The organism is Haloarcula sp. S1AR25-4, assembly GCF_031624555.1.
Classification (GTDB): domain Archaea; phylum Halobacteriota; class Halobacteria; order Halobacteriales; family Haloarculaceae; genus Haloarcula; species Haloarcula pellucida.
Genome location: NZ_JAMQOR010000003.1, coordinates 294,471 through 314,986 on the forward strand (window position 1 = coordinate 294,471; position 20,516 = coordinate 314,986).

The 20,516-nt window shown below is 66.9% G+C and carries 20 protein-coding genes; 11 read left to right on the top strand and 9 right to left on the bottom strand.

Translation table 11 applies throughout. From position 1 onward, the window contains the following. Window position 1 precedes the first annotated feature (1 nt). Window positions 2-679, bottom strand: a complete 678-nt coding sequence (locus tag NDI85_RS14775; protein WP_310916219.1) for a TylF/MycF/NovP-related O-methyltransferase — start codon at window positions 677-679, stop codon at window positions 2-4. Between the two features lie 131 nt (window positions 680-810). On the opposite strand from NDI85_RS14775, the gene NDI85_RS14780 reads away from it, so the two are divergent. Together NDI85_RS14780 and NDI85_RS14785 are read left to right on the top strand one after the other, a co-directional pair. Then, window positions 811-1,815, top strand: a complete 1,005-nt coding sequence (locus NDI85_RS14780; protein WP_310916220.1) for a methanogenesis marker 12 protein — start codon at window positions 811-813, stop codon at window positions 1,813-1,815. Beyond that, complete coding sequence (locus NDI85_RS14785) at window positions 1,812-2,348, top strand: hypothetical protein (RefSeq protein ID WP_310916221.1); 537 nt, start codon at window positions 1,812-1,814, stop codon at window positions 2,346-2,348. The genes NDI85_RS14780 and NDI85_RS14785 overlap by 4 nt, the downstream gene beginning before the upstream one ends. Here the strand turns inward: NDI85_RS14785 and NDI85_RS14790 are convergent, their stop codons facing one another. Next, a complete protein-coding gene (locus tag NDI85_RS14790) occupies window positions 2,349-4,433 on the bottom strand; it encodes a (Fe-S)-binding protein (RefSeq protein ID WP_310916222.1) in 2,085 nt (694 codons plus the stop codon). A 144-nt stretch (window positions 4,434-4,577) separates the two neighbouring features. On the opposite strand from NDI85_RS14790, the gene NDI85_RS14795 reads away from it, so the two are divergent. Together NDI85_RS14795 and NDI85_RS14800 are read left to right on the top strand one after the other, a co-directional pair. Further along, window positions 4,578-5,198, top strand: a complete 621-nt coding sequence (locus NDI85_RS14795) for a conditioned medium-induced protein 4 (protein ID WP_310916223.1) — start codon at window positions 4,578-4,580, stop codon at window positions 5,196-5,198. Window positions 5,199-5,240: 42 nt separating this feature from the next. Then, window positions 5,241-5,900 (top strand): hypothetical protein, encoded by a 660-nt coding sequence (locus NDI85_RS14800; RefSeq protein ID WP_189001934.1) that lies wholly within the window; start codon window positions 5,241-5,243, stop codon window positions 5,898-5,900. Window position 5,901: 1 nt separating this feature from the next. Here the strand turns inward: NDI85_RS14800 and NDI85_RS14805 are convergent, their stop codons facing one another. The 3 genes from NDI85_RS14805 to NDI85_RS14815 are packed head-to-tail and all read right to left on the bottom strand — an operon-like array spanning window position 5,902 to window position 7,300. Next, entirely contained in the window at window positions 5,902-6,501 is a 600-nt protein-coding gene (locus tag NDI85_RS14805) for an L-threonylcarbamoyladenylate synthase (RefSeq protein ID WP_310916224.1), read from the bottom strand. 1 nt (window position 6,502) lies between these two features. After that, window positions 6,503-7,015, bottom strand: coding sequence for a redoxin domain-containing protein (locus NDI85_RS14810; protein WP_189001944.1), 513 nt, complete (start codon window positions 7,013-7,015; stop codon window positions 6,503-6,505). Further along, window positions 7,016-7,300 (bottom strand): glutathione S-transferase N-terminal domain-containing protein, encoded by a 285-nt coding sequence (locus NDI85_RS14815; RefSeq protein ID WP_189001946.1) that lies wholly within the window; start codon window positions 7,298-7,300, stop codon window positions 7,016-7,018. It lies immediately after the preceding gene. A gap of 91 nt (window positions 7,301-7,391) precedes the next feature. Between NDI85_RS14815 and NDI85_RS14820 the strand changes: the two genes are divergently transcribed. After that, window positions 7,392-8,789, top strand: a complete 1,398-nt coding sequence (locus tag NDI85_RS14820; protein ID WP_310916225.1) for a hemolysin family protein — start codon at window positions 7,392-7,394, stop codon at window positions 8,787-8,789. A 1-nt stretch (window position 8,790) separates the two neighbouring features. On the opposite strand, the gene NDI85_RS14825 is transcribed toward NDI85_RS14820, so the two are convergent. Then, window positions 8,791-9,990, bottom strand: coding sequence for an inorganic phosphate transporter (locus NDI85_RS14825; RefSeq protein WP_189001950.1), 1,200 nt, complete (start codon window positions 9,988-9,990; stop codon window positions 8,791-8,793). Between the two features lie 303 nt (window positions 9,991-10,293). Between NDI85_RS14825 and NDI85_RS14830 the strand changes: the two genes are divergently transcribed. Further along, on the top strand, window positions 10,294-12,198 hold the full coding sequence (locus NDI85_RS14830) for a PGF-CTERM sorting domain-containing protein (RefSeq protein ID WP_310916226.1): 1,905 nt from the start codon (window positions 10,294-10,296) through the stop codon (window positions 12,196-12,198). Here the strand turns inward: NDI85_RS14830 and NDI85_RS14835 are convergent. Both NDI85_RS14835 and NDI85_RS14840 read right to left on the bottom strand, forming a co-directional pair. Then, window positions 12,195-12,743 carry a type IV pilin gene (locus tag NDI85_RS14835; protein WP_189001951.1) on the bottom strand — a complete coding sequence of 183 codons (549 nt, stop codon included), beginning with the start codon at window positions 12,741-12,743 and terminating at the stop codon, window positions 12,195-12,197. The genes NDI85_RS14830 and NDI85_RS14835 overlap by 4 nt on opposite strands. A 177-nt stretch (window positions 12,744-12,920) precedes the next feature. After that, window positions 12,921-13,625: a DUF5828 family protein gene (locus tag NDI85_RS14840; protein ID WP_189001953.1), complete on the bottom strand. Its 705-nt coding sequence runs from the start codon at window positions 13,623-13,625 to the stop codon at window positions 12,921-12,923. Between the two features lie 129 nt (window positions 13,626-13,754). Here NDI85_RS14840 and NDI85_RS14845 point away from each other — a divergent pair, with 129 nt between their 5' ends. The 5 genes from NDI85_RS14845 to upp all read left to right on the top strand — a co-directional run bounded on the left by NDI85_RS14845 (window position 13,755) and on the right by upp (window position 19,678). Next, on the top strand, window positions 13,755-14,447 hold the full coding sequence (locus tag NDI85_RS14845) for a type 1 glutamine amidotransferase domain-containing protein (protein WP_310916227.1): 693 nt from the start codon (window positions 13,755-13,757) through the stop codon (window positions 14,445-14,447). A 135-nt stretch (window positions 14,448-14,582) separates the two neighbouring features. Further along, window positions 14,583-15,653 (top strand): TAXI family TRAP transporter solute-binding subunit, encoded by a 1,071-nt coding sequence (locus NDI85_RS14850; RefSeq protein ID WP_189001957.1) that lies wholly within the window; start codon window positions 14,583-14,585, stop codon window positions 15,651-15,653. Window positions 15,654-15,708: 55 nt separating this feature from the next. Then, on the top strand, window positions 15,709-16,197 hold the full coding sequence (locus tag NDI85_RS14855) for a DUF1850 domain-containing protein (RefSeq protein WP_310916228.1): 489 nt from the start codon (window positions 15,709-15,711) through the stop codon (window positions 16,195-16,197). Next, the gene (locus NDI85_RS14860) at window positions 16,194-18,926 is read left to right on the top strand and encodes a TRAP transporter fused permease subunit (RefSeq protein WP_310916229.1); all 2,733 of its coding nucleotides are present in this window, start codon (window positions 16,194-16,196) and stop codon (window positions 18,924-18,926) included. The genes NDI85_RS14855 and NDI85_RS14860 overlap by 4 nt, the downstream gene beginning before the upstream one ends. A 74-nt stretch (window positions 18,927-19,000) precedes the next feature. Next, window positions 19,001-19,678, top strand: coding sequence for a uracil phosphoribosyltransferase (upp, locus tag NDI85_RS14865; protein ID WP_166967530.1), 678 nt, complete (start codon window positions 19,001-19,003; stop codon window positions 19,676-19,678). A 200-nt stretch (window positions 19,679-19,878) separates the two neighbouring features. Here upp and NDI85_RS14870 read toward each other — a convergent pair whose 3' ends face one another. Further along, window positions 19,879-20,490, bottom strand: a complete 612-nt coding sequence (locus NDI85_RS14870) for a YigZ family protein (RefSeq protein ID WP_189001963.1) — start codon at window positions 20,488-20,490, stop codon at window positions 19,879-19,881. Between the last annotated feature and the right edge of the window lie 26 nt (window positions 20,491-20,516).

Below are 20,516 nucleotides of genomic sequence, written 5' to 3' on the forward strand. Positions count from 1 at the left end.
GTCACTGCTTCCGGACGTACCCGTGGGCCTGATTCTCGCCGCAGGCGAGGACGGCGACCTCCTCGGGTCTGTCGGCGAAGAACTCGTCACAGGCCTCCTTGACGCCCGGGAGGATGTCGTGGTGGTCGAGCACCGACGGGTCGACGTAGTCGTCGACGACGACGATGGCGCCCTCCGCCAGCCGCGGATAGACGGCCTCCAGACTCGTCAGCACGGAGTCGTAGAAGTCGCCGTCGAGGTGGGCGTAGGCGATGGTTTCGGGGAGTTCCTCGGGGAGCGTCTCCTCGAACCACCCCTCGTGGACCGTCGGGTGGGCGGCGTCGAACGCGTCGAACCGGTCGCGCAACTCCTCGACCGTCGCATAGCAGAACCCCTCTTCGAGCGGCGCGTCGCCGTCGGCCTCGCTTTTGGGCGGTAGCCCCTCGAAGGAGTCGTAGACGTGGAGGTCCCGGGCCGGCGCGTAGTGGGCCAGCACTCGCTGGAACAGGACGGCGCTCGTCCCGCGGAAGCAACCGAGTTCGACCACGTCCCCGGGCACGTCGGCGAGGAGGGTCTGCCGGAGCAGGTGGAAGTGGTTGCTGAGCTGGGCCTCGTTGGTCATCGCCATCTCGTCGGCGTCGGCCAGGTCTTTGACGACCACGCTGTCCATCGACGGTGCCGGCTCTGCGACGGTCTTCATACGCCGTGGTAGTCGGTGACTCCCAGATAATTCCACCGGATACTGCCGGGGTACAACGTCTGGCTTCACGATCGAAAACTTTACTCTATCTAGAAAAAAGTTTAAAGTAACAATCACGACGACGTGGATATATGTTTGTCGGGATAGACCACTCTACGACCGGTATGAAGGTCGCTGTCGTCGACGAAGACGGCGAGCGGACAGGTTCGTTCAAGATAGAGCGCTCGGCGGACGACCCGTTCGACTGGTCGTTCCTCGACATCCTCGCCGACCACGTCGCCGTCGAGGACGTCGAGATGGCGGCTATCGGCTACAGTTACGGGGACGGGTTCTCCTCGATCACCGACATCGAGTCCATCGAGGGCCGCGGGGTGGTCGACCACATCGGCGCGGGCCACAGTTTCGGCACCGGGACGCTGGTCTACGACGAACTGAAACGCTCTGCCGTCCCGACGGTCTGTTTCCCGGGGGTCCACGACGACCTCCCCTCGCTCCATCCGTACTTCCGGCACTACTCGAACCTGACCGGTGCCGATAAGGTCGCGATGACGCGCTACGCGAAACGGCGTCTCGACGAGTGGGAGGGCGGCGCCGACCACTTCATCGCCGCCAACACGAGTTCCTCCTCGATGGCGACGCTGGTTCAGGACGGCGAGATTCGGGGCGCGTTCACGTGGCTGGCGCTCATCCACGCCCACCCGGACATGGAGATGCTGCGACGACTGCGCGACGGCGATCAGGACTACCACGACTGTTACATGCAGTCCGGGGTGCTGGCACAGCGTGACTACGACTTCGAGGCGGTGAAGGGGACGCCCGACCCGGAACTGCTGGAGATGGCCTACTGGGCGACGCTGAACCACGTCTACGCCTGCCTCCCGTTCGCCCGCCACGTCCACGACGACCCGCTCGAAGCCATCGTCCTCAGCGGCCGCCTCAGCCGAATCGAGGACCCGATAGACGTTCGTGGTCGTCTCACCGACACCTTCGAGGACATCGCCCCGACCCACGTCTCCGAGCGGTTCGGCACGGCGACGGGGGCGGCGCTCATCGCTCGGGACGCTGCCGTCGGCGCCGACGACGTGCTGGGCATCCCCGTCGGCGAAGTCCCACGGCGGGCGGAGGTATCGGTATGACCGAGGTGTTCCTCGCCGGCCCCATCGACTTTCAGGACGTAGAGACCATCGTCGACTACCGCCTGACTATCCGCGACCGGTTGCGCGAGGCGGGATTCGAACCGGTCGACCAGTACTCCGCGGCGCTGGAACTGGTCGCCGAGACGGACGGCGTGGCCGAGATCGGCGAGCGGTTGGACGAGTTGCCCGACGAGCCCTACCTCGACGCCGTCTCCCACGCTGTCGCCGCCACGTCGTTCGAGGACGTCCTCGCCGACCCGTCGCTCGTCCCCGAACACACGCCCCCCGAGGTGGTCACCGACATCGTCGAACGGGACCTCTCGCTGGTCGCCGACAGCGACGCCTTCCTCGCGTATCTCCCCGACCCGTCCTGTGGCACGATGGCCGAACTGCTACACGCGGTCCGGTGTGACCGGCCGACCGTCGTCGTCAGCGAGACGCCCCCGCACTTCGTCCAGTACTACGCCGATGCGACCTGTCCGACTGTCGAGGAGGCCATCGAGACGCTTTCGGAACGGCTCGCGACGGTCTGACTACGCGCCGGCGTCGACCGCCTCAGCCAGCAGTTCGGTGAGGCCGACGATTTCGATGTCGTCTTCGTAGCCGCCGGTCTTGCGGCCGTCCTCGTACATCGTCATGCACATCGGGCAGGCGACGACGAACCGCTCGACGCGTTCGCCGGCGTCCGTGTCTTCGAGCGCCTCGCGCAGGCGTTCCTCGCTGGGTTTGGTCGCCTCCTCGAAGTCCATCCACAGGCCGCCGCCACCGCCGCCACAGCAAAACGAATCGGCGCGGTTGCGGGGCATCTCGTAGCGGTCGCACCCGGTGGCGTCCACGAGGTCACGCGGGGCCTCGAACACGTCGTTGTACCGTCCGAGGTGACAGGGGTCGTGGTAGGTGACGGTGTAGTCGAGTTCGTCGCCGCGGAGGCCCAACGCGCCCGATTCCGCGAGGTCGGCGACGACCTGCGTGTAGTGGAACACGTCCGACTCGTCCCACTCGCAGGCCTCGAACTCGGGGTACTCGTTCGTGAAGGTGTTGTAGGAGTGCGGGTCAGTCGTCACGATGGACTCGAACTCGCAGTCACCGATGGCGGCGGCGTTGTCCTCGACGAGCATCTCGTAGAGACCCTCTTCGCCGACCCGTCGCACGTCGTTGCCGTCGGTCTGTTCGGCCTCGTAGAGGATGCCGTACTCGACGCCGGCCGCCTCGAAGACGCGGGCGAGCGCTTTCGCCACCTGCTGGTTGCGCTCGTCGTAACTCGGGTAGTCGCCGACGTACCAGAGGTACTCCACCGACTGGTCACGGGCGTCGGGCACCTCGAAGTCCAGTTCCTCGGTCCAGTCCGGGCGCTTGCGCTCGGGGTCGCCGAAGGTGTTGCCGTGCTGGAACACGTTCATCATGGCGTCCTGTACGTGTTCGTTCATCTCACCGGACTCGGTGAGCCGTCGGTTCATCTCGGTGAACTGCGTGACGTGTTCGATGTCCACCGGACAGGCGTCCATGCAGGCCATACAGGACATACAGGACTCCATCGTGTGGGCGTCGATGACGCTCGTCCCGCCGTCGGCGACGATGGGGACGTCCTCGCCGCCGGCGTCCCGGTCCTCGCGGTACCGTTTCAGGTCCAGAATCACGTTTCGGGGGTCCAGCGGCCGTCCCGCCTCCTTCGCGGGACAGACCGACGAACACCGGCCGCACTTCGTGCAGGCGTCGTGGTCCAACAACTGCTTCCACGAGAAGTCGTCTATCTCGCTGGGACCGATGTCCTCGGGGGCGGCGTCGGCGGGCACACCCGGCAGGCGGACGCCGGCCTTCTCGTCGCGGGCCACGAGATTCCCGAACGACGAGAGCATGTGGAACGGCTTGGCGTAGGGAATCCACGCGACGAACCACAGCGCCACCAGCGAGTGACTCCACCAGACGAAGGGGTAGGCCCCGGCGGCCATCTCGGGGGTCATGCCGGCCAGTAAGAGCACGTCTCTGACGAACCACCCGACGAAACTCACCGTCTCGAAGGAGACGTCACGCACCGTCGACGTCCCCAGTATTCGGACGCCCTCGGTGAGGTAGCCGCCGACGCCCAGCACGAACAGCGCCCCCAGAAACAGGTCGTCCTCCCGGGAGGTGTGCCGGTCGTGGAGTCGCTCCATCCGGCGGCCGTAGCGCCGCCAGAGGGCGACGCCGACGCCGACGACGAACAGCAGTCCCATCGCGTCCATCACGAAGGAGTACGAGAGATAGAACCGACCGACGAAGAACGAGTCGCCGGTCAGCGGCCGGTAGAGGTCCATGTCGATACCGAGAATCGTCGTCCCGATGAGCAGCGTCAGAAAGCCCCAGACGACGAAGGCGTGCATCACGCCCGCCACGGTGTCCCGGTCCAGTTGCTTGCGGTTCGAGAGCGCCAACCGGGCCGCCGTGAACACCCGGTCCGGGAGGTTGTCCACTCGGTCGAACGGGTCCTCGCTCCCGCGTGCGTATCGAGAGACGCGGCCGTAGACGCCGTACAGGAAGACGAGAATCGACAGCGCGGCCAGATAGTAAAAGAGGACCTTCCCCACGGGACCGATACGCCAGAACGTCGGCCGCGTGGTCGTCTGCAGCGCGAGTGACATACCCTACCACGAGACACGCTGACACTTGAAACTTGGCACGAACCGCCGCCGTCTCCGAGAATCTATAAACGGTTGAAAGTTTCTGGCAGAATCCCGTCGCCCACCAAACAACTATATACCTCGGCGGTGGAAGGTACCGGTCCGATGGACGAGAAGACCGAAGAACTCCGTGACATCTTCATGGACGTCGCCGAGGAGGGGACGGTCACGGAGTCCCAAGAGGCCACACACGGGTCGCTGACCGACGTCGACGAGTCGACGGTCGAGGACCGACTCGCGGACGTGGTCGCCCGGATGCGGGACCGCTATGCGTTCCGCACCGACCTCGACGACGACGCGCTGGTATCGATCGTCCGGGGTTTCTACGACGGTGACGGGGACGACGACATCGCGGCGGACCTCGGCGTCGGCGAGTCGGCGGTGTTCGAGGCCCGTCTCGATCTCCACCTCCTGCGCGAGGCCGACGACGCCGACTTCGAGTTCGACATGGCGGCGTTCCGCCGGCAGGCCGTCGACGGCGCGACGGTGGACGAACTGGCCGAGACGTTCGCCGTCGACGCCGACACTGCCGCCCACTACCGCCGCATCGTCGAGACACAGGCCGCCAGTCGTCAGGTGAGTCACCGCTTCCAGAGCGAGTTCGAGGACGTCCTCACCGACGCCGGCCTCGCGACACAGATGACCGCCGCCGTCCGCGAGAGCGGCCTCGACGAGGCGACCGAGGACATCGACTCGCTGGACTCGGACGCCGACATCTCGATGTAGGCCGGCGAAGCTTTTTGACCGAACACGGGGCCAGCGGCGGCTATGGCCGACCACACCTTCCGTGAGTTGGAAACCGCGGCCTACTGCCCGCGAAAGCTCTACTACCGCCGCCGCGACGGTCCGCCGGACGTCCCCGAGGGCGTCGGCGCGATACGTGACCTCGCGTTCGACTACGACCGACTCCTGACCGACGACGCCGCACTGCTGACCGCGCCTATCGAGGTCGACCCGACCACCGTCCGGGAGCGTCTCCGTGCCGCTCGCGACCGTCTCGACGACTGGGACGCACTCGCCGACCCCGCCGACCGGGACGTCTACCTCTCGGGGACGGACGCTCGCGGCGTCGCGCACAAACTCGTCCGAACGGACGCCGGCCCGGTCCCGTCGCTCGTCTTCGCCGGGAAGCCGCCCGAACAGGGCGTCTGGGAGCCACAGACGGTTCGACTGGTTGCGGCGGCGAAGGCGCTCTCGTGGGGCTGTGAACGGCCCGTCGAGCGTGCGTACGCGGAGTACCCAGCCCACGGTATCGTCCGGGACGTCGAACTGACCGCTCGGCGAACGGGAATCTACCGACGGGCGCTTCGGACGGCCCAGAGCATCGATGGACCACCCGCCCGGACCGACAATGACGCGAAGTGTGGCCCCTGCGAGTACCGCGAGGACTGCGGGGTGCGGACGCGCTCGCTCCGCTCGCTCCTCTAGGTCAGTGCTCGGCCAGCCACGTCTCGACGGCGTCGGCGCGGACGCCTCGACGGTGAATGGTCCCGGCCGACACGTCCACGACGGTCGATCCGGTACCGCCGGGCGTCTCGCCCGCGTCGAGGACGACGGCGGCCTCGTCCCGAATCGCGTCCAACTCCTCGACGGTGCGGGCGCTGGGGTTGCCAGAGACGTTCGCGCTGGTCGCCGTCAGCGGCGCCACTCGCTCCAGCAACGCCAGCGCGACCGGGTGGTCCGGCACGCGCACCCCGACCCGCGACTCGCCAGCGGTCAGCACGTCCGGCACCGCCTCGCGGCGCGCGACCACGACGGTGACGGGGCCGGGGAGGAACTCGCGCATGAACCGTTCCTCGCGCTCGGTCGGGCGGGTGTACTCGAGTGCGGTGTCCACGTCGGGCACCGCCATAGAGACGGGCTTGTCCCGCGCCCGCCCCTTCGCCTCGAACACTCGCTCGACGGCACCGGAGTCGCTCGCGTCGGCGGCTAGCCCGTACACCGTCTCCGTCGGGTACACCACGAGGTCGCCGTCGCGGATAGCCGCCGCTGCGGCCTCGAAATCGTCCTCGTCTGGTTCCTCGGACATGTTACAACTGGGCTTCGACTGCGTCGTAGTCGGGGAAGGAGGGCCACTCCTCGCCGACCCACGCGTACTCGATTGTCCGATCCGAGTCGAGGACGAACACGGCCGGGCGCGGTTCGGCGAGGCCCGTCATCCCGTCTAAGTCCATGGCGATACCGTACTGCTCGGCGACGCCGTTGGCCGGGTCCGAATAGAGCCGATGGTCGCCCTCGATGTCGCGCTCTTCGAGCAGGTCCTTGTGGGCGTAGGGCGTCGAGATGGAGAGGCCGACGACGGTGGCCTGCTCGTGCCACCCGCGGTCGCGAATCTCGTTCCAGACGTACGTCGCCGGGAACGCGCCGTCCATCGCGTGGAACACGAGGACGACGGGCCCCTCGCTTTCGGCGCACAGCTCCGAGAGGGCGACGTCCTCCCAGAACTCGTCGTTGACCAGCGGCCGGGTGAACTCCGGCGCTTTCTCGCCTTCCGCGGGGTGGTCGGCTTCGCCCAGGCCGACGACGTCGAAGTCGAGGTCCATCTAGACACCCCCCTCCCCGCGCTCGCTTTGTGGCCGCTCCCCGTACGTCCGCTCCAGATACTCGACGATGTTGGCGCTCTCGCTCATCGTGACGCCCGTGTTCTCGTCGACGATGGCGGGGACCGTCCGTTTCCCCGAGAGGCGCTTGACCACGTCCCGTTCGGAGTGCATCGGCTCGATGAACCGCGAGCGATACTCCAGCCCGTGTTCGTGGAGTTTCCGTACGACGCGTTCACAGAACGGGCACGCCTGCAACCGGTAGAGCGTGATGGTGGGGTCGCTCATATGGCGCTGCTATGCCGGAGAGTCGGGTAAGGGCTTCGGCGAGTGGGCCATGACAAGCCTTAATCCCCGGGACTGACAATTTCGACCGTCGATGGCCCTGGACCCACCTGTGACGTTCGCGCTGTCCGATACGATGCTCCAGACCTACGAGGTCGCCGGCATCGGAATTCCGCAGAGTGCCGTATTGGTCGGTGGCGTCGTTTCGATCTTCTTCCTCATCTTGCTCTCGGCGTTCTTTTCGTCCTCGGAGATCGCCATGTTCTCGCTGCCCGCCCACCGGACGGAGGCGCTCGTCGAGGACGGCGTTCCCGGATCGAAGACGCTCAAACACCTCAAGTCCGACCCGCACCGACTGTTGGTGACCATCCTCGTCGGCAACAACATGGTCAACATCGCGATGTCTTCCATCGCCACGGGGCTGCTCGCGATGTATCTCACGCAGGGGCAGGCCGTCGCGGTCGCCACCTTCGGTATCACCGCCATCGTCCTCCTGTTCGGTGAGAGCGCCCCGAAGAGCTACGCCGTCGAGAACACGGAATCGTGGGCGCTGACCATCGCTCGCCCGCTGAAAGTTGCCGAGAAGGCGCTGCTCCCGCTCATCCTGCTGTTCGACTACCTGACTCGCGTCGTCAACAAGATCACCGGCGGCCGCTCGGCCATCGAGACCTCCTACGTCACCCGCGAGGAGATTCAGGACATCATCGAGACGGGCGAACGCGAAGGCGTCCTCGACGAGGAGGAACGAGAGATGCTCCAGCGCACCCTCCGGTTCAACGACACCATCGCCAAGGAGGTCATGACGCCACGACTCGACATGACCGCCGTCGCGAAAGACGACTCGGTGCGCGAGGCGCTAGAGACCTGTATCCAGAGCGGCCACGCACGCCTGCCGGTCTACGAGGGGAGTCTGGACAACGTCATCGGCGTCGTCCACATCCGCGACCTCGTTCGTGACCTCAACTACAGCGAGGCCATCCCCGAGGACATCGTCCTGGAGGACCTCATCGAACCGACGCTGCACGTCCCCGAATCGAAGAACGTCGACGACCTGCTGACCGAGATGCGGGCCGAACGGATGCACATGGTCATCGTCATCGACGAGTTCGGGACCACCGAAGGCCTGGTCACGATGGAGGACCTCACCGAGGAGATCGTCGGCGAGATCCTCGAAGGCGAGGAAGAAGAGCCCATCGAGTACGTCGACGACGACACGGTGACGGTCAAAGGCGAGGTCAACATCGAGGAGGTCAACGAGGCGCTGGAACTGGACCTCCCGGAGGGCGAGGAGTTCGAGACCATCGCCGGCTTCATCTTCAACCGTGCCGGCCGCCTCGTCGAGGAGGGCGAGACCATCACCTACGACGGCGTCGAGATTCGCGTCGAACAGGTCGAGAACACGCGCATCATGAAGGCCCGCGTCGTCCGCCTCGACGAGGGGGCGGCCGACACAGACGTCGACGGCAACACCGAGGAAGCCCAGCCGGAGTAACTCAGAACAGCGCGGTGACGCCGACGAACACGCCGTAGCTCACACCGAACGCCAGCACGAGCGACCCGACCCACGCCAACACCGTCTTGGCCATCTTCTCGCGACTCACCTCGCCGCCGCCGGCGGCCGCGCCCGACCCGACGATAGCCGAGACGATAATCTCGTTGAACGAGACGGGGATGCCGAAGAAGACGGCGGCCTGCGCGATGACGAAACTCGGGATGAGCGCCGCGATGGAGCGACGCGGCCCGAGCGAGGAGTAGTCCTGTGAGAGCGCCTTTATCATCCGCGGTGCGCCGGTCCAGGAGCCGATTAGCAGGCCGACGCCGCCGAACAGGAGCACCCCCGTAATCGGGATGGCCGCCGTCGGCCCCTCACCCAGCAGCGGGAGCAAGGGGCCGAGCGCCAGACCGACCTGACTCCCGCCTGCCGAGAACGCCACGAGGCCGCCCAGCACCAGCAGGAAGTGCCGTTGCCCGGCTGCGGCGTCGGCACGCACGTCTCGGTAGAGCAGGCCGCCGCCGAGGGCAGCCGCGACCAGCGTCAGGCCCACGACGGTCGGGAGCGGCGGCGTCCCCAGCGTCTCGGCGGCGGCGCCAGCGACCGACGCCTGCTGGGCGCCGGGCGCCAGCAACACGAACCGGACGTTTGCCAGTAACGCGGCCACGAGACCGCCCAGCACGGGCACGAGCAGTCGCTCGGGCGCGGCCTCGTGGCGAAGCAGCCACGCCGTGGCGAAGGCGATGCCGCCGCCGACGAACGGAGTGGCGACCCACAGCGCGACGATTTCGACGTACTTCGCCGTCGCCGGCTGGCCGCCCATCGCCAGCCCCACGCCGACGACGGCGCCCGTGACGGTAAACGCCGTCGCGATGGGGTAGCCGGTGAAGATGCCGATTGCCACGAGGACGGCGGCGGTGAGCAACGCGACGATGGCGGCGATAGCGGAGAGACCGCCGCCGTCCGGGAAGAGGACGAGGCCGCCCCCGACCGTCTCGGTGACGTTTGCACCCTGTAACACCGCGCCGGCCAGTCCGAGAATCCCGACGAAGAAGCCGGCCCGCATCACCGAAATCGCGTTCGCCCCGACGGCGGGCGCGAACGGCGTCGATCCAGAGGACCCGGCACCGATAGCCCACGCCATGAACAGACTCGCCATCGACGCGACCACGAGGGTCACCAGCACATTCGTCGCTACCATCTACACCCGCGTTTGCCTTTGCCCCCAATGAGGCTACCGCTCGCGCCGTCGCGTATCTCCACCCGAAGTGAAGGGGTATGACAACGAACAACATGGGGGCCGGGTGCATCGCTTTCCGTGCGTACGCACCCTCTCGTCTCGACGATGCGACCGTTCGAACGACTCCCGTCGCGGGACGGTAGCAGTGGTCCGCGACGACGCTGCCGGCCCCAGAGGATAGTTCCCGAGCAGGCCGGTGTCGCCATACTATGGGGTGCCGTGTCGGTGAGAACGGTTAATTGACACCCGGTCGAACACCCGTCGATGCCCTCCACGCGATCCTCTCTCACAGCCGAGCGACTGCTCGTACTCGGCGTGTCGGTCCTGCTCGTGACGACGCTCTTCGCGGGGCCAGCATACGCACAGAGCGACGAGCGGTCGGCACCGTCGGTCGACACGTCACGCTACGGCACGCGGTGTGTACAGCCATCTGTGATGGAGACGCCGACCGCTCGCCGTGGCGCCACACCGCCCGCGTCGGTCCCGGTCGTAAACGAGACCGACGACCGTCGCGTCCCCCTCGGTGACGTCGCCGCGGTCCCGCTGTCGGTGCCGGCCGGCGCGAACGTCTCGGTTTCGGTCGGGGCGGATCGGACCGACTCGACAGCACTGGCGATTCGGGACGACGGCGACGGGCAGGTCGTCCTCGTCGTGAACACGTACCTCGCCGCGCACGCAGGCACGGACGCCGACACCTATCGTGTCCGTGGTAATGATACGGTGACGGTCACAAACTGGTCACGTGCGCCGCTCCAGCCCGGTGACTACGCCGTCCGTGCGACGCAGACGGGGACCGCGGTCGCCGAGCGCTCGCTCCGGGTGACGACGCCGGAGATCGGCGGTATCACCGTCCAACGCGCGGCGCCGCAGGTGTTCGAGTCGGCCACGGTCGCCGACGTTCGTGCGGCCAACCGGTCTGGCCTCCTCCGGTCGGGGACCGAGTCGCATTCGATTCCGACGGTCACCGAGGGCGAGACGGCCGTGCTCCGCATCGACGCGCCGAGCATTGTCGGCGCGGTAGCCGCCGCCAACGGTACGACGACCGACCGAGTACTCTCGCTCCGCGCGGACGACATCGAGCTAGAGATATTCGGTCCCTGTGGCGGCATCTTGCTCCGCGAGAGTGCGACCGAACGGGGGTCTGTTCGGGCCCTCGTCGACGCCGGCAACGGGACCCTCTATCTCCTCCTCGACACCGCTCGCCTCGAAGGGGTGCTCGCCGCCGAGCAGACTCTCGACCTCGAAATCGAGGAGACGTCGGTGATAGCGAACCGGGACGTCGAGGCCGAACAGTCGTTCGAGGTGGCGGACGCGTCGCTCAGTGTCGACGGCGTCCGTGCCGAGACAGTCGACGTGCAGGCCGGTAACTGGACCACGATCTCCGGACGGACGGCAATCATGCCGGGGTCGCGGTTCGGGATCTCGCTCGTCTCACGACAGGACCCGACCGTCTCGCGGCGGGCGACTGCGACTGTCCACGCGAACGGCACGTTCCAGACGACGCTCGACACGCGGTCCCTCTCGTCGCCCGGCCTGTACGACCTGACCGTGTTCCACCGCCAGTACCGGAGCGGGGCGGGGGACCCGCCGTCGATATGGTGGGACGCCCACCCCGGCTACCGAGGCGAGACCACGACCACCGTCTACCTCGACGACGTATCACTCCCGAAAGGCGGGTTCCTCGTCGCCTACGAGTACGACGAGACGCGGGACGCGTTCCACCCCGTCGGGACGGCTACCGAGATGGACGACTTCGAGTTGCCGCGTACTGTCGACGATCACGTCCTCGTCGTCGCCCATCGCGACGGCGACGACGACGGACGATTCGACGGGCCGGTAACCGACCCGGCGTACCGCCTGAGCGGACACCCGGTACAAGCGTGGACGGCGACGGTCGAGAGCGTCTCGACGCCGGTTCCGAACGTGTCGTTCGCGGGGCCAGAGAGCGCGGTCGACGGGCGGTCGACGTCGACGGCCACGGTGACCGAGTCACCGACAGCGGTGACACGGACGCCAAACACGCCGACTGCGGCGGTACGGACCACCGACTCCTCGACGGGGGCTGTGACGACCGGGGACCGGCAGACCGGTGCGAACGGTATCGGTTTCGGTCCAGTGGTCACGCTCCTCGCACTGGTGGTCGCGGCGCTTCTCGCACGCCGACGTTAGTCGTTCGGACAGTGGTCCGGAACGTGGTTGTCGTTACTGTCGAGCGGTGAGGAGGTGGGGATCCGCGGTGGCGTCGACGCCGTCCACTTGTTCACGACCAGCGAGTCGCCGTCCTCGTTCTGCAGAATGATCCAGTACGTCCGACCCTCACAGATGGGTTCGAGGACGGCGTCGCTCGCGAACCCGTCGATGTGGACGTACTCCCCGGCGTGGACCTTCGGCCCGCCGGTCCACACGTCGTCCCAGTAGATGCTGTTGCCCGCGTCGTCCTTGATCAGCACGTTGTCGGCGTCGACGGTCCGGCCGACCTCGTGCGTGATGACGACGTACGGTCGGTTGTCCGTGTTCCCCTCGCCCGAGGGCGCGTACTCGCGGTCGAACCCGCCGCTGGGGGCGGGTTCTTGGAGTTCGCCCTCGAACCCGACCGCGAGCGACGCGACCACCGCCGCGAGGACGACGACGATGGCCGCCATGAGGATGACGCCGACGACGGGGGACACCGCACGACTGCTGTTTGGTCCGCTGTGAGGGCTAGCGTACGACATGGGAACCTTCTGTTTCGCTATGCGCCGTATAAAAATAAATGGAGTGGTGCTGTTTCAGACGCTGAAACAACCGCTGGCCGTGTCACACCCGCCGCCGAGTCGGCGACACGAACGTCGCCTCAGTTCGTCTTCGCGTCGGCGATGCTGGAAGACGCGGTCGGCGACACGAACGTCGCCTCAGTTCGTCTTCGCATCGGTCTCTTCACCCGGTTCCGTCGCCTCGACGCCCTCGGCGGCCTCGACGGCCTCGGTCACCTTCTCGGTGTCGACGTGCCAGCGGTCGACCGATTGGTCGTAGTCGGCCAGTCGGTTCGAGACGCGCATCTTCAGGTCGTCGTCGTTGACGTTGACTTCGAAGACGTACTCGGGGCGGTCCTCGTCGCCGATGCGCCGGAGGTTCGCGCTGACGAGTTCGTTGTCGAAGTAGTACGGCGCTATCTGTGTCATCACGTTGCGGTAGACGGCGTCCTCGACCTTCCGGAGCGCTTTCCGGCCGGCGGAGTCGGCCGCACGCGCGACGTAGTCGACGGACTCGCCCCACTTGTCGATGGCTTCGTCGGGTTCGTCTAAGTTCTCGTAGGACTCGCTCAACTTCTCGCCGGCCGTCTGGAGGTCCTCGTCGGGGTTCTTGCCCGCCTGCTCTCCCTTCCCTTCGTCGACGCTCGCCTGCTCTGCGGTCTTCTCGTTGACGTCCTCGTCGAGTCGCTCGTGGCTCTTCGGGCGCCACTCGTCGAACTCCGAGAGGGCGCCGTCGTCTACCTCTGCGGTCTCGTCGTCGACGAGGTCTTTCAGTGCTTGCGTGATTCGCTCGCCGTGTTCGACCACGTCGACCCAACCACCCTGTGTCTTGAATCCGGAGACGCTCTCTTCGATATCTGCCATTGTAGAACGAGTTCGTGGTGCGGACGGTCTGGTACCGTGCTTGAAACGTCTTGTCGCTCCGGCCGGTTAAGCGTTTCCGCCCCGGTGGCCGGCGGCCACTTATCAGGATTGACCGTGTACCATGTCGTGATGCCATCCGCACTATTCGTAGTCAGCGAGCACGGCTACTGGGGCGAGGAGTGTATCGAACCGCTGACGACGCTGACAGATGCCGGCGTCGACGTCACCGTTGCCACGCCGTCGGGCGAGAAACCGGTCGTCGACGAGCGCTCGGTCGATCCCGAGGAGGTCGGCGAGGAGACCGCAGCGCACGTCATGGAGGTCCACGAAACCGACGAGCGACTCAACGACCCGACGCCCATCGCTCGGACCGACGCCGCCGATTACGACGCCGTCGTCTTCCCCGGCGGCCACGGGACCGCGTGGGACGTCAATCAGGACAGCGACGCGCGCCGACTCCTGCGCGACGCCGTCGAGAGCGACAGTGAGAAAGCGCTGGTCGTCTGCCACGCCGTCGGTATCCTCGCGTTCACCCGCGACAGCGACGGTGGATTCCTCGCGGCGGGCCGGTCGGTCACCGGGTTCCCGAACGCGTGGGAGGAGGGCATCGTCGACGAGGACGACCTGATGCCCGACGGTCGCAAACTCCCCTACTGGGTCGAGGACGAGGTCAAAGCCGTCGGCGCCGAGTGGGACGCCGAACTCGACGCCGACACGAGCGTCACCGTCGACGGCGACCTTATCACCGCCCGTGGCCCGCCCTCCTCGGCGGCGGCCGCTCGGACGCTACTCGAGGAACTGGGCGTCGAAAGCCCGGCCTAACCCGAGTACGCTACCCATTTCCTCGCTCGGTTTTCGGCCGTCCCGTCGCGCCCGCGGAGACCTGCTTTTTCCTCCGGAAGGGGCGCTGTAACCTGTGTATATCTTAGTGCGTAGCAGGGGAGTTTCAATGGACGTATGTCAGAAGACCCTACGCGGAAATCCACCCGACGGCGCTTCGTTCGAGCGGCCGGACTGACAGGTGTCGTCGCCCTCGCAGGCTGTGGCGGCGACGGCGGCGACGGCGGCGATGGCGGTGATGGCGGGGCCGAAACCGAGACTACCGCCATGGGCGACGGCGGTGATGGCGAGACCGAGACCACCGGGGACGGCGGCGATGGCGGTGGACAGACGGAGACGCGCCTTTCCTGGCACGCCGGCGGGACCGGTGGGACGTACTTCCCGCTCTCGAACGAGTTCAAGACCATCGTCGAGGCAAACACCGAGTTCACGCTGAACGTCCAGTCGACGGGCGCAAGCGTCGAGAACGTCGGCAACCTCGCCAGCGGGGACGCCGACTTCGCGCTCATCCAGAACGACATCGCCTCCTTCGCGAAGAACGGGACCGGCATTGACGCGTTCAAGGGCAATGCCGTCCAGAACCTGACGGGGGTCGCGACGCTGTACCCCGAGACCATCACCGTCGTCACGCTGGCCAACACCGGCATCACGCAACTGTCGGATCTCTCCGGGAAGACGATCAACACCGGTGACCTCGGGTCGGGCACGCAGGTCAACGCCCTCCAGATTCTGGAGGCCGTGGGTATCTCGAACTTCACCGAGCAGAACGCCTCCTTCTCGCAGGCGGCCGACCAGTTACGGAACGGCGACATCGACGCGGCGTTCGTCGTCGGCGGGTGGCCCGTCGGCGCCATCGAGGACTTAGCGAACACGAACGACCTCGTCATCGTCCCCATCCGGGGCCAGAACCGACAGGCCGTCAAGGAGGCGGCGTCGTGGTTCGCCGACGACACCATTCCCGGTGGCACGTACACCGGTGTCGGGAACGACGTCCAGACGGTCGCCGTGCAGGCGATGATTGCCACCCGCAGGGAACTGTCCGAATCGACGGTGGAGACCGTGACGGCGGCTATCTTCGACAACGTCGACCAACTCACCATCAAGACGGACTTCATCAGCAAGGAATCGGCCCAGGACGGCATGTCAATCGAACTCCACCCCGGGGCGGCGGCGTACTTCGACGCCTGACCCGACCCGTGGTGCCAGCATCGCCTGCTACCCACGCTCGCCGGACGCCCACGACATGACTCGGCGCGTCGCCGTCGCACTCGCGTTCGTCGCGTTGCTCGCACTCGGGACGGCCGTGGCGGTACCGACCCAGCGGGTCCTCGTCGTCGAGGACGCCGAGAACGGAGAGCCGTACCTGACGGCCCCCGTCGAGAACGGGACGACGGTGGCGCTCGAATACACCCACAGCGTCGAGAAGACCCGCGTCTACGACGGCTACACCGTCAGAGGCGACCGACTCGTCATGACCCGGATGGAGTTCGAATCGTACGGCTGGGGGCTGCCCAGCGGCGCGAACGTCACCCGGGAGAACGGGACGCTCGTCTACGACCCACCGGGGGCCTACACGCGATTCACCGTCGCACCCGGTGCCGTTGCAGGTCACCGCCTCCACGTCGGCGACCGGACCTACGATCTGGTCGCACTGAGCGACGAGCGCTCCGTGACCCTCCACCTCACCCGGCGGTCGGCGCTCGCGGCCGCTACGGATTCACTCGATACATGACCACGACACCACCCGGAGACGACACAGTGGACTCGCCCGAGGACGCCGCCGTCACCGACGAGGAGGTCGACGAAGTCCTTCAGGAGATAGAGCGCAAGCGGTCGTTGCAGGGCGCTGCGGCGGTTGTCGTCGCCATCGTCGGCATCACCTTTTCGGTGTTTCAGATGTGGCTGGCAGCGAAGGGATTCGTCCTCTCCGTCGACCTGCCGGGTCTCGGCACGGTTCAGTTCGCGGCCCTGCAGTTGCTCCAGATAAACGCCGTCCACGTCGCGTTCGGACTCGTACTCACCTTCCTGCTGTACCCCACGTCGACCGGAGATGGGCCGGTAACGCGCCGGTGCGTGACGCTGACGGCGTGGCTGGACGACCGACTCGGGGCCGACCACCCCGTGGTCCGCGCGGTTCGCGCCGTCGGCGGGGCGCTCGCGTGGGTGTTCGTCGACCCCGACTTCGACCGCGTGACGCCGCTCGACGTGGTGCTGATGGGCATCTCGGTGCTGGCGGCGGCGTACTTCATCACCGACTTCCAGGAGATACAGCGGATGCGCGCGCTCGGACTGGAGTCCGGCCGACCCATTCAGGGAGTGTTCACGTTCCTCGAACCGATTGCGGGACTGCTCGGGCCGCTCGCGGACACCTCCTACGCGTTCGTGTTGGGCGTCGTCGGCGTCTTGCTTGTGCTCGAAGCCACCCGGCGGGCCATCAGCCTCTACCTGATGGTCATCGTCGCGGCGTTCGTCGTCTACGCCCGCTTTGGCTTTCTCATCCCGCAGAACACGGCGTACGTGGGCGTCCTCTCTATCCCGCCGCTGGCGTGGGACTCCATCATTCAGAACCTCTGGTACAACACGGAAAACGGCGTGTTCGGCATCCCGGTGACCGTCTCGGTGCAGTTCATCTACATCTTCATCCTCTTTGGGGCGTTTCTGGAGATGTCCGGGGCCGGCCAGTGGTTCATCGACCTCGCGTACGGCGCGACGGGGACCCGGCGGGGCGGCCCAGCGAAGGCCTCGATTCTGGCCAGCGGGTTCATGGGGACCATCTCCGGGTCCTCTATCGCCAACACCGTCACGACGGGCGCGTTCACGATTCCGCTGATGAAGCGGTCTGGCTACCGCCCCGAGTTCGCCGGCGGCGTCGAGGCCTCGGCGTCGTCCGGCGGGCAGATTCTCCCGCCGGTGATGGGCGCTGCCGCGTTCCTCATCGTCCAGTACACGGTGACCCCGTTCCGCGACGTCATCATCGCCGCCACCATCCCGGCCATCGTCTTCTTCTTCGGCATCTGGGTGATGGTCCACTTCGAGGCGACAAAGCGCAACATCGGCGGTTTGGACCCCTCCGAACTGGTTGACATCCGCCAGCACCTCACGACCGGGTGGTTCTACCTCGTCCCCATCGGCCTCCTGCTGTACTACCTCATCATCGAACGGCTCTCGGTCGCCCGGTCGGCGTGGTTCACGCTCATCGCCATCGGGGCGCTCGTCGCCCTCGTGGCGGCGTACAGCGACGAGACGCGGGGACGACTCGTCGCTATCTTCGGCGCCCTGTTCGTCGCCAACTTCGTCGCGCAACTGCTCGCGGGCGTCGGATTCCTCGGTGCGCTGCTCGGTGACGGTACCGGCGGCCAGTCGGCACAGGCGGCGTTTGCGGCCACCGTCGGCGGCCTCGGCGGAATGGCGATCGTCGCGGGCGTCCTGACGCTGGCGACGCGCCCCGCTCTCGACTCGCCCATCCTCTCGTTCGACGACGCCGTCGACGACGCCGCCCAGACGACGGCCGACGCTCTCGGCCGGTCCGAACTGGCGAGTAACGGGGTCTACCGACTCACCGTCTTCCTCGGGAAGTCGATGGAGAGCGGCGCTCGGACGGCGGTGCCTGTCGTCATCGCCGTCGCCGCGGCGGGCATCATCCCCGGCGTCATCAGCGTCTCCGGTCTCGGGCCGAATCTGGTGGCGCTCATCCGCGCCGTCGCCGGCGGGTCGCTGGTCCTCCTGCTTCTGGTCACTGCCGTCGCCTCCATCATCCTCGGAATGGGGATGCCGACCACCGTGACGTACATCATCCTCGTCTCGCTGCTCGCGCCGGCGCTGGTGGGGTTTGGCGTTCCGGAACTGGCCGCACACCTGTTCATCCTCTATTTCGGCGTCATCGCGGACATCACGCCACCGGTGGCCGTCGCCGCCTACGCGGCCTCGGGGGTGGCGAAATCCGACGCCTTCCAGACGGGAATCGAGGCGTTCTCGCTGTCGCTGAACAAGGCCATCGTCCCGTTCGCGTTCGTCCTCGCACCCGGCATCGTCCTCCTGCGACGGAAGGCCAACGCCGACGAACTCCCCCTCGGCGAGCAGTACCGCGTGGTCCAGCTGACGGACTTTTTGGATCCCGGCTTCGCCATCTTCGAGGTGTTCATCCCCGTCGCCGGGGTGTTCATCGGCGTCGTCGCGCTGGCGGCGACGGTCATCGGCTACGTCTCGGCCCCGGTCTCTCGCAGCCAGCGGGGGGCCTTCGCGGTCAGTTCCCTCCTCCTGATGGCGCCCGGACTGGCAGTCTCCGGGCTGTACGATCTGCTGGGGCTGATCGGCGTCGGTGTCGGCGGTGGCGAGGTGTCACTGGCCGTCGACATCGGCCTCCGGGCGGTCGGTCTCGTGTTGTTCGTCGCGCTCATGCTGGAGAACCGCCGGCGCGGGGAGGCCGTCGCGGAGTCGGCCGCCGGGGCGGAACCGGCGTGAACTGACGGTGGGCCGCCGCGACGCGGCCACTCGAATGTCGTCACAGTTTAATCGGCGCGCACCGACGGGCCGGTATGACTATCGAAGAGCGCGGCGACGCCTCGCTCGTCACGCACGCCCTCGCGAAGGACGAACTGTCGCGACTGCGCGACGTCGAGACCGAACAGGTCGAGTTCCGCAAAGGACTGGTCCGACTGGGCCGCATCTGCGGCTACGAGATCATCGACGGTCGGATGGAGACCGAGTACACGGAGATCCAGACGCCGCTGACGACGACGATGGGCGAACGCGTGAAAGGACTCGACGACGTCGTCATCGTCAACGTCCTCCGGGCCGCGACGCCGTTCGTCGAGGGCCTGCTCAAGGCGTTCCCGCGTGCCCGACAGGGCGTCATCTCCGCGAGTCGCGACGAGTCAGCGGGGATGAACGAGGACGGCGAGTTCCCCATCTCCGTCGAGTACGAGAAGATGCCCGACATCAGCGAGGACGACACCGTCATCGTCGCCGACCCGATGCTGGCCACCGGGTCGACGATGTGTACGGTCCTCGACCACATCACGAGCAACGGGCCCGACCCGGAGCGACTCATCGTCCTCTCGGCGGTGTCGGCCCCGCCGGGCGTCGTCCGCGTCGCCGAGGCGTTCCCCGACGTGGACCTCCTGACCGTCGCAATCGACGACGAACTCGACGACGACGGCTTCATCGTCCCCGGACTCGGCGACGCCGGCGACCGCGCGTTCCGTACGGACTAAGCGCGACCCGAAACCGGTATAAGCGGGATGCCACAACAGCCGTGACGTCCCGAGCCCCTTCGACGTTTTCGTCGGCTGTCGAACCCCTTCACTTCAGTTGGAAAACGACAGACAGCTATTGAATTTACTTCCACACGAAACGGTGTCTGACGCACGCATGACGGGTCAGGTGCTCGCTGGTGTCGTCGGCTGTCGAACCGTCATTCGGGGTCGCTCGCGTCGATACTCGCTCGGCCGCTGGTCGCACTACGGATGCGGTCTCTGAGGGCCGCCCCCTCCGCCGTCGGGACGCGGACGGCAAAGCGCACCTCGGCCTCGTAGTCGGCCTCGAACTCCACGTCGGCGGATTCGAGCAGTCCCCGGACGCTCCCGGAGTCGTCGTACTCGACGGTGACGGTAAAGCGCTCGTGGGGGACCGACTCGACGACGCCCGCGGCGTCGACGCCCTCTTTGACCGCCCGACCGTACGCCCGGGCCAACCCACCGACCCCCAGATTCGTCCCGCCGTAGTAGCGAGTGACGACGGCGACGACGTTCTCTAACTCCTGTTGCTGGAGGACGTTCAGCGCCGGTTTGCCCGCACTGCCGCTCGGTTCGCCGTCGTCGCTCGCGTACTCCCGAAACGGGGAGGCCCGAACGCGGTAGGCCGGCACGTTGTGGGTGGCGTCGGCGTACGTCTCGTAGATTTCCTCGACGAACGCTTCCGCCTCGTCGACGGTCTCGACGGGGGCGACGTGACCGATGAACTCCGAGCCCTGCACCTCGAAGCGGGCCTCCGCCCGTTCCGCGACGGTCAGATAGCTCTCTGCCACGCCGGTCGGTACTCCCGGCGGGCGAA

Excerpts from the sequence above, each read along its gene's own strand:
- NDI85_RS14780 (WP_310916220.1), top strand. The coding sequence starts at position 811 with ATGTTTGTCGGGATAGACCACTCTACGACCGGTATGAAGGTCGCTGTC.
- NDI85_RS14785 (WP_310916221.1), top strand. The coding sequence starts at position 1,812 with ATGACCGAGGTGTTCCTCGCCGGCCCCATCGACTTTCAGGACGTAGAG.
- NDI85_RS14845 (WP_310916227.1), top strand. The coding sequence starts at position 13,755 with ATGCCATCCGCACTATTCGTAGTCAGCGAGCACGGCTACTGGGGCGAG.
- NDI85_RS14820 (WP_310916225.1), top strand. The coding sequence starts at position 7,392 with ATGGCCCTGGACCCACCTGTGACGTTCGCGCTGTCCGATACGATGCTC.
- NDI85_RS14860 (WP_310916229.1), top strand. The coding sequence starts at position 16,194 with ATGACCACGACACCACCCGGAGACGACACAGTGGACTCGCCCGAGGAC.
- NDI85_RS14850 (WP_189001957.1), top strand. The coding sequence starts at position 14,583 with ATGTCAGAAGACCCTACGCGGAAATCCACCCGACGGCGCTTCGTTCGA.
- NDI85_RS14795 (WP_310916223.1), top strand. The coding sequence starts at position 4,578 with ATGGACGAGAAGACCGAAGAACTCCGTGACATCTTCATGGACGTCGCC.
- NDI85_RS14825 (WP_189001950.1), bottom strand. The coding sequence starts at position 9,990 with ATGGTAGCGACGAATGTGCTGGTGACCCTCGTGGTCGCGTCGATGGCG.
- NDI85_RS14800 (WP_189001934.1), top strand. The coding sequence starts at position 5,241 with ATGGCCGACCACACCTTCCGTGAGTTGGAAACCGCGGCCTACTGCCCG.
- NDI85_RS14805 (WP_310916224.1), bottom strand. The coding sequence starts at position 6,501 with ATGTCCGAGGAACCAGACGAGGACGATTTCGAGGCCGCAGCGGCGGCT.
- upp (WP_166967530.1), top strand. The coding sequence starts at position 19,001 with ATGACTATCGAAGAGCGCGGCGACGCCTCGCTCGTCACGCACGCCCTC.
- NDI85_RS14855 (WP_310916228.1), top strand. The coding sequence starts at position 15,709 with ATGACTCGGCGCGTCGCCGTCGCACTCGCGTTCGTCGCGTTGCTCGCA.
- NDI85_RS14830 (WP_310916226.1), top strand. The coding sequence starts at position 10,294 with ATGCCCTCCACGCGATCCTCTCTCACAGCCGAGCGACTGCTCGTACTC.
- NDI85_RS14790 (WP_310916222.1), bottom strand. The coding sequence starts at position 4,433 with ATGTCACTCGCGCTGCAGACGACCACGCGGCCGACGTTCTGGCGTATC.
- NDI85_RS14840 (WP_189001953.1), bottom strand. The coding sequence starts at position 13,625 with ATGGCAGATATCGAAGAGAGCGTCTCCGGATTCAAGACACAGGGTGGT.
- NDI85_RS14775 (WP_310916219.1), bottom strand. The coding sequence starts at position 679 with ATGAAGACCGTCGCAGAGCCGGCACCGTCGATGGACAGCGTGGTCGTC.
- NDI85_RS14810 (WP_189001944.1), bottom strand. The coding sequence starts at position 7,015 with ATGGACCTCGACTTCGACGTCGTCGGCCTGGGCGAAGCCGACCACCCC.
- NDI85_RS14815 (WP_189001946.1), bottom strand. The coding sequence starts at position 7,300 with ATGAGCGACCCCACCATCACGCTCTACCGGTTGCAGGCGTGCCCGTTC.
- NDI85_RS14835 (WP_189001951.1), bottom strand. The coding sequence starts at position 12,743 with ATGTCGTACGCTAGCCCTCACAGCGGACCAAACAGCAGTCGTGCGGTG.